General features: G+C 31.7%; 4 protein-coding genes and 1 other annotated feature. All 4 genes read left to right on the top strand.

All coding sequences use genetic code 11. From position 1 onward, the window contains the following. The first annotated feature begins 413 nt into the window (after positions 1-413). Positions 414-606 (top strand) — a binding site (T-box leader). A gap of 52 nt (positions 607-658) precedes the next feature. From BMX60_RS03675 to BMX60_RS03660, 4 genes are read left to right on the top strand one after another with little or no spacing between them, the layout of a single operon-like run. Further along, positions 659-2,365, top strand: a complete 1,707-nt coding sequence (locus BMX60_RS03675; RefSeq protein WP_091349301.1) for a proline--tRNA ligase — start codon at positions 659-661, stop codon at positions 2,363-2,365. Positions 2,366-2,377: 12 nt separating this feature from the next. Next, positions 2,378-3,013: a glycosyltransferase family 2 protein gene (locus BMX60_RS03670; protein WP_091349299.1), complete on the top strand. Its 636-nt coding sequence runs from the start codon at positions 2,378-2,380 to the stop codon at positions 3,011-3,013. 11 nt (positions 3,014-3,024) lie between these two features. Continuing rightward, entirely contained in the window at positions 3,025-3,678 is a 654-nt protein-coding gene (locus tag BMX60_RS03665) for an MgtC/SapB family protein (RefSeq protein WP_207648385.1), read from the top strand. A 12-nt stretch (positions 3,679-3,690) separates the two neighbouring features. Beyond that, entirely contained in the window at positions 3,691-7,899 is a 4,209-nt protein-coding gene (locus BMX60_RS03660; protein ID WP_091349294.1) for a PolC-type DNA polymerase III, read from the top strand. Positions 7,900-8,010 lie beyond the last annotated feature (111 nt).

Genomic DNA, 8,010 nt, shown 5'->3' with positions numbered 1-8,010 from the left:
AATTCATCCAAAAAGCCTAAACTCTTTACCTTTCTTTGCTTAGGTTTTTTAGTTTGAGGATCTCTATAACTTTCAACAATCGACAAATAAATTCTGCCATTTGGTCTTTTATCTTTTTTTAAGAACATAATTATCACCCATTACTATTATATCATAGAATTACATAGAATTACAAGAAAAAGTTTAAAATTTGACAAAAAAATATCCTTGTATTTACTGGTATTACAAGGTTTTTTGATTTGTTATTTAGTTTTTTGGTGAAAAACTCGGGAACTATTTTTGAAAGTAGTTAACAAACAGGGGGTAATCCATAAAATTTTTTCCTACAGTATATTGACACTATCGTAAATTGTGATGTAACTTGACAAGTTAATATTGATTAAATATAATACTAAAAAACGGATAAATTCAGTTATTCAACGAAGAAGAAAGCCAAGTAAACAAGTTAAGGTAGTACAGGGAGCAAAGGGTGATTGAGAACTTTGCCTACCACTTGTTGAAACCCACTTTTGGAGTTGAAAGGTGGCACCTTTATAGCCATAAGAGGGGATATCTATATGATATCAATATGGGTGGTACCGCGGAAAGGAAATCTTCGTCCCAAATTATGGATGAGGGTTTATTTTTTTGTAATACTAAAATATAGGAGGTTAATTAAATGAAAACAAGTAAATATTTCATGCCTACGTTAAGGGAAGTTTCTTCTGATGCAGAAACTATTAGTCATCAGCTTATGTTAAGGGCTGGTTTAATTAGAAAACAAGCAGCTGGGATTTATACATATTTACCTTTAGGATTTAAAGTCCTCAAAAAAATTGAAAATATAGTAAGGGAAGAGATGGAAAGAAGTGGAGCAGTTGAAATTTTAGCTTCCGCCCTACAAAATGCAGAGTTATGGCAAGAATCCCATAGGTGGTATGAATATGGTGCGGAAATGTTTAGGTTACAAGATAGACATGGCAGAGACTTTTGTTTAGGTCCAACCCATGAAGAAATTTTTACTGATTTAATTAGGAATAATATAAGTTCCTACCGTCAACTTCCACTTAATTTATTCCAAATTCAAACAAAATATAGAGATGAAAAAAGGCCTAGATTTGGTGTAATTAGAAGTAGAGAATTTATTATGAAAGATGCATATAGTTTTGATGTAGATGAGGAAGGATTAAATAAAAGTTATGAAGAAATGTATAAAGCATATAGACGGATTTTCGATAGATGTAATTTAAAATATCAAGTAGTGGAAGCTGATACCGGTAATATCGGGGGAAGTTCATCCCATGAATTTATGGTAATTAGTGAAGTAGGAGAAGATTCTTTAATTTTTTGTGACTCCTGTGGCTATTCTGCCAATGTAGAGAAAGCTCAAGCCGTTGATAGAGAGTTTGAAAGCCAAACTATAAAGAAAAAAGAGAAGGTTCATACTCCAAATATTAAAACAATAGATGATTTAGCCCAATTTTTATCAATAGAAAGCTCAAAAATTTTAAAGGCAGTATTTTACACCGATGAAAAGTCTAGAACCTTTATGTGTTTATTGCCTGGCGATAGAGAAGTAAATGAGATTAAATTAAAAAAATTACTAGGTATTAAAGAAATAAATTTAGCTAGTGAGGAAGAAATTTATAGGGTTACAAAATGTAAGCCAGGTTTTTCAGGACCAATAGGTATAGATAAAGAAGTTTTTATTGTCGCTGATAATGAAGTTAAAACTATGACAAATTTTGTTGTTGGAGCAAATGAAGAAGATTATCATATTATCAATGTTAATTTAAATGAGTTCAATGTTAATATCTATGGGGATATAAAAAATGCTGAAGAAGGAGATAGTTGTATTAAATGTGGAAATAAATTATCTAGTTCTAAAGGTATAGAGGTAGGACATATTTTTAAATTAGGAACTAAATATTCAAAACTCCTTAAAGCTACTTATTTAGATAAAAATGGTAAAGAACAACCGATGGTTATGGGATGTTATGGAATAGGTATAACCAGAACTTTAGCGGCAATAATAGAACAAAATAACGATGAAGATGGTATTTGCTGGCCAAAACACCTAGCACCATTTGAAGTCGCTGTTATACCAGTTAATATTAAAGATGAAGAACAAGCGGATTTAGCTCAAAAGATCTATGAAGACTTGAAAAATAATAATATTGATGTTTTATTAGACGATAGGGATGAAAGGGTAGGAGTAAAATTTAAAGATATTGATTTAATAGGAATACCTTTAAAAATTGTCGTTGGTAAAAAAATATCAGAAGGACAGGTAGAATTAAAATTCCGCATCGGAAAAGAAACTAAATTAGTTAATATAGAAGATATTATTGAAGAGGTAAAAAGTTTTTATTCACTAACCTGTTAGGGGGTAAATCAAATGACCATTACTTGCATTATTCCAGCATATAACGAAGAAAAAACTATAGGAAATATATTAGATGTAGTAAAAGAGGTAGAAATAATTGATGAAATTATAGTTGTAAGTGATGGTTCTATTGATAAAACAGTTGATGTTGCATTAAGCAAAGGTGTAAAAGTAGTAGATTTAAAAGAAAACAGGGGTAAGGGTGGGGCCATGAAAGCAGGCTTAGAAGAGTCCGAAGGGGAGATTATTCTCTTTTTAGATGCAGATTTAATCGGTCTTACCCCATACCATATTAAAAATTTAATAGAACCTGTTAAATCAGGGAGAGTACCTATGTCATTAGGTGTATTTACAAATGGGCGAAAAACTACAGATTTAGCACAAAAATTTGCTCCTTATCTTTCTGGTCAAAGGGCTATAAAAAGGGAGTTATTAAACTCTATGTCAGATTTAGAAGTTAGTAGGTTTGGCGTGGAGTTAGCCCTTACCAGGTTGGTGGAAAAAGAAAATATAAACATCGAAATAGTGCCTTTGCCAGATATGAGTCATGTGATGAAAGAAGAAAAATTAGGATTTGTTAAAGGATTTATGGCTAGACTAAAAATGTACTGGGAGATAGTCAATTATTTATTTAAAAATCCAAGTTAGGGGAAATGAATATGGAATATTTTCAGTTACTAGGTTCTTTATTGTTAGCTATTATTTTAGGTAGTATTGTTGGTTTAGAGAGGGAGGCTAATAATCATCCTGCTGGATTAAGGACCCATGCCTTAGTATGTATTGGTTCTACTTTAATTACCATTGTATCTTGGAAGACATTCACAAATTTAAGTTATAGTGGTGATCCTACAAGAATTGCAGCTCAAATAGTCAGTGGGATAGGATTTTTAGGAGCAGGGACTATTTTAAGGGAAGGAGTAAACATAAAGGGATTAACTACTGCTGCTAGTTTATGGAATATAGCTGGTGTAGGACTAGCAATTGGTTTTGGCCATTACTATATAGCTATTGTGGCAACATTATTAACTATAGTTGTTTTACATTTATTTAATAAGTGGGAGAAAAAAATTGTATTTACTAAACAAAACCTTTCAATTAAAATATTAGTGATAGATAAACCTGGAATGTTAGGAATTATTGGAACTACACTAGGAAAATTGAATGTGGATATTAAAAATATAATTTTAGAACCCTATGACTCAAAAATGCAAATTATTTTACAACTGAAATTGCCAGTTAAATTAAAGGAACAACAAGTCATAGAAGAGCTTATCAAAATTGAAGGGGTTATTAACATAGAATATGAAGATTAGCAGGTGATTTATATGTTAAATGAGCTTCTGGAAAATAATAATATTAAAATAGAAAAGATAACTGTTTCTACCCATCGAAAAGGATGGGTTATTTATATCACCGCTGATAAAAACTCTATTCAGGGTTTAGAAAATCTAAAGAAACAGATTCTAAATAGGGTTCCAGAGCTTAAAGAATTAGATTTTTGTATTTTAAATTATGGGACAAGCTTACAATTACAAGAAATTATTAATATTAATTTGTCCTTTATTAAAAAAAGTTTAGCTACTGAATTTCCAGGCTTACAAGGCTCACTAAAGGATTGGAAAGTAACTGTTGATAATGATAATATAAGTATCCACATCAATAATCCTTTGCAGTTTTATTACATTCAATTAAAAAATATCAATAAGTGGTTGGAAAAGTTCATTTGGGATAATTGGAAATTAAATGCAAAAATATTTTTTATGTTAGATGAGAGTTCAATAAAGAAAATTAGGGATAAAGAGGGAGAAAAAAAATATACATTAGAAGTATTAAAAAACTTACCTACAGTAACAAAGGAGAAGGCAAGGGAAGAGCAACAGGTAAATACTGTGCTTAGGGGAAAAGTTATTAAAAAAGAACCTACCCCTATTATAAATATTATTGAGGAAGATAAAAACATAGCTATAAGTGGAGAGATATTATCTTATGAGGAGAAGGTATTAAGAACAGGTAGAACCCTTATTACTTTTGATATTACTGACTATACAGATTCAATTACCTGTAAATTTTTCCTTGATGAAGGTGAAGAGTTTACTTCGCTAAAAAAAGGTAGTTTTATCACTGTGTATGGCAATATACAATATGATAAATTTACTCAAGAATTGACAATGCTTCCACGGGATATTAACATATATCAACCCTTTAAAAGAACTGATAATTCGGAGAATAAACGGATAGAATTACATGCCCACACCAAGATGAGTGCTATGGATGCTACTTGTTCTGCCAAAGATTTAATTAAAAGGGCTAAGGAATGGGGGCATGAAGCAATAGCTATCACTGACCATGGAGTAGTTCAGGCTTTTCCAGAGGCCTATGATGCAGGTGAGCAGTATGGAGTTAAAGTAATTTACGGTGTGGAAGCTTATTTAGTAGATGATGCTGATAATAAGATTGTTATCAATCCCCAAGATATCCTTTTAGATGAGGGAACTTATGTTGTTTTTGATTTCGAAACTACCGGTTTAGATAATAAGATAGAGGAAATTATAGAAATTGGAGCAGTTAAAGTAAAAAATGGAGAAATAATAGGACAATTTTCTTCATTAATTAAGCCTAAAAAGGAAATTCCGGAAAAAATAACCCAGATTACAGGAATACGGAATTCAGATGTACAACAAGCACCTAATATTGAGGAAATTTTACCCCAATTTATGGAATTTTGTAATGATGCAATCTTAGTTGCCCATAATGCTAATTTTGATTATGGTTTTTTGACCACTTGGTCAAATAAATTAAATCTTAAAGGTAAGTTTACTGTAATAGATACCCTTTCTTTAAGTCGTGCAATACTCCCTAATTTAAAAAATCATAAACTAAAAACACTGACAGAGTATTATAATGTTCCCTTGGAAAATCATCATAGAGCAGTTGATGATTGTACAGCTACAGCGCAAATTTTTCTTAAACTCTTATTGGAATGTAAAAAATTAGGATGTTCAACGGTTCAATCTTTAACTAAAATTCCAGTAGAAGGTCAGATAAAAAACCAAGAAAGTTATCACTGTATTATATTAGCTAAGAATCAAACAGGACTTAAAAATTTATATAAATTGATTTCATTATCCCATATTAAATATTTTTATAGACAACCTAAAATACCTAAATCTATTGTTCAAAACTTCCGGGAAGGTTTGATTATTGGGTCTGCCTGTGAAGCTGGAGAGATCTTTCAAATGTTTTTACAAAACAAACCTTTAAATGAAATAGAGGAAAGGGCAAAATTTTATGATTATTTAGAAATTCAGCCTTGTGATAATAATGAATTTTTGCTTCGCTCAGGTGTCTTACATGATAAAAGGGATTTGATAGAGATAAATAAACAGATTATAGCAATTGGAGAAAAATTGCAAAAGTATGTGGTAGCAACCGGTGATGTTCATTTTTTAGAAAAGCATGATGGAATATTTAGAGAAATACTCATGGCTAGTAAAGGATTTACTGATGCTGAACATCAACCCCCGTTATACTACAAAACAACGGAGGAAATGTTAAAGGATTTTGAATATTTACCAAAAGGGCAGAGATTAGATGTTGTAATCAATAATCCTAAAAAAATTGCTGATCAGGTGGAAAAAATCAAACCAATACCCGATGAACTATATACCCCTAAAATAGAAAATGCCGATGAAATGATTAAAAAGATGTGTAAAGAAAGAAGTGAAAGTTTATACGGCAATCCTTTACCTAAAACGGTACAAGACCGTTTAGATAAAGAACTTAACTCAATTATTACAAACGGTTTTGGCGTAATTTATTACATTTCACATAAACTTGTTACTAAATCCTTAGCAGATGGTTATTTGGTCGGTTCTAGGGGTTCGGTTGGTTCATCTTTAGTTGCAACTTTTTGTGATATAACAGAAGTTAATCCTCTACCACCCCATTATCTATGCTCTAATTGTAAATATTCAGAGTTTATAGAAGATGGTTCGGTGGCTTCAGGAGTAGACTTGCCTGATAAAAACTGTCCTAAATGTGGAGAAAAACTAAAAAAAGATGGTCATGATATACCCTTTGAAACCTTTCTAGGATTTAATGGTGATAAAGTTCCTGATATAGATTTAAACTTTTCTGGGGATTATCAGCCTAAAGCCCATAAATATACAGAAGAATTGTTTGGGAAGGATTATGTATTTAGAGCAGGTACAATAGGTACAATAGCAGAAAAGACAGCCTATGGTTTTGTACAAAAGTATTTTTCAGAAAGAAATATGAGAAAGCGGACCGCTGAAATTAACCGCATGGTTATGGGATGTACAGGTATTAAGAGAACAACAGGTCAACATCCAGGTGGATTAATGGTTGTACCGGATTACAAAGAAGTTTATGATTTCTGTCCAATACAGTATCCTGCAGATGATAGGGAATCAGGTACTATTACTACCCATTTTGATTATAATGCCATAAGTAGTAGGCTGTTAAAGTTAGATATACTAGGTCATGATGATCCTACTGTCATTAGAATGCTTGAAGACCTTACAGGGGTAAACAGTAGAACTATCCCCCTTGATGACAAAGAAACTATGTCAATCTTTTCATCTACGAAAGCTATTGGTTTAACGGAAGAACAGTTAGGCTCTAAGGTAGCAACTTTGGGAATACCTGAATTTGGTACTAAGTTTGTAAGACAGATGCTAGAAGATACTAAGCCTACAACTTTCTCTGAATTAGTGCGAATAAGTGGGCTTTCCCACGGTACTGATGTTTGGTTGAATAATGCTCAAGAATTAGTTAAAAATAATATTGCCACCCTTTCTGAGGTTATTTCCACAAGGGATGATATAATGGTTTATTTGATTTATAAAGGGTTAGAACCATCTCAAGCCTTTAAGATCATGGAAAATGTCAGAAAAGGGAAAGGTCTTACTCCAGAACATATAGAAATTATGAAAAAAAATAATGTTCCAGACTGGTATATTGAATCTTGTCAAAAAATTAAATACATGTTCCCTAAGGCCCACGCTGTAGCTTATGTTACTATGGCTTTTAGAATAGCTTATTTCAAAGTAAAATATCCCCTTGCTTTTTATGCTGCATATTTTTCAGTAAGGGCAGATGATTTTAATATAGATATGGTTTGTAAGGGAGAAAAAGGTGTAAGGGAACAAATAAGAAACTTAAATGAAAAAGGTAATAACTTAACTCAAAAAGAAAAAAATGCCTTAAATATTTTAGAAATCATCTTTGAAATGTTATTACGGGGTTTTGTTTTTCATAATGTAGATTTATATACTTCCCATCATACTAATTTCTTGATTAAGGACAATGGCTTAATTCCTCCATTTACTGCTATTGCTGGCCTAGGTAAAAATGCTGCAAAAAGCATTGTAGAGGCAAGGGAAAATGGAGAGTTTTTATCTATAGAAGATTTACGATTAAGAACAGGGGTTTCGAAAACTGTATTAGAGGCAATGGCTAAATTAGGATGTCTTGATGGATTACCGGAAACAAATCAACTTTCCCTTTTTTAAGGTTGCAAAATGTTATGTAAAGTGGTACAATTTTCTTAGCGATTAGACACAGTATTTATGAGTGGGGCAACCCACTCTTTCTTAATAAACACATTCTATATGTGTTTCCAT

The organism is Anaerobranca gottschalkii DSM 13577, from assembly GCF_900111575.1.
Classification (GTDB): Bacteria; Bacillota; Proteinivoracia; order Proteinivoracales; family Proteinivoracaceae; genus Anaerobranca; species Anaerobranca gottschalkii.
The sequence above is the reverse complement of the archived record's forward strand: the minus strand, read 5'-3'. Positions and strand labels throughout refer to the sequence as shown.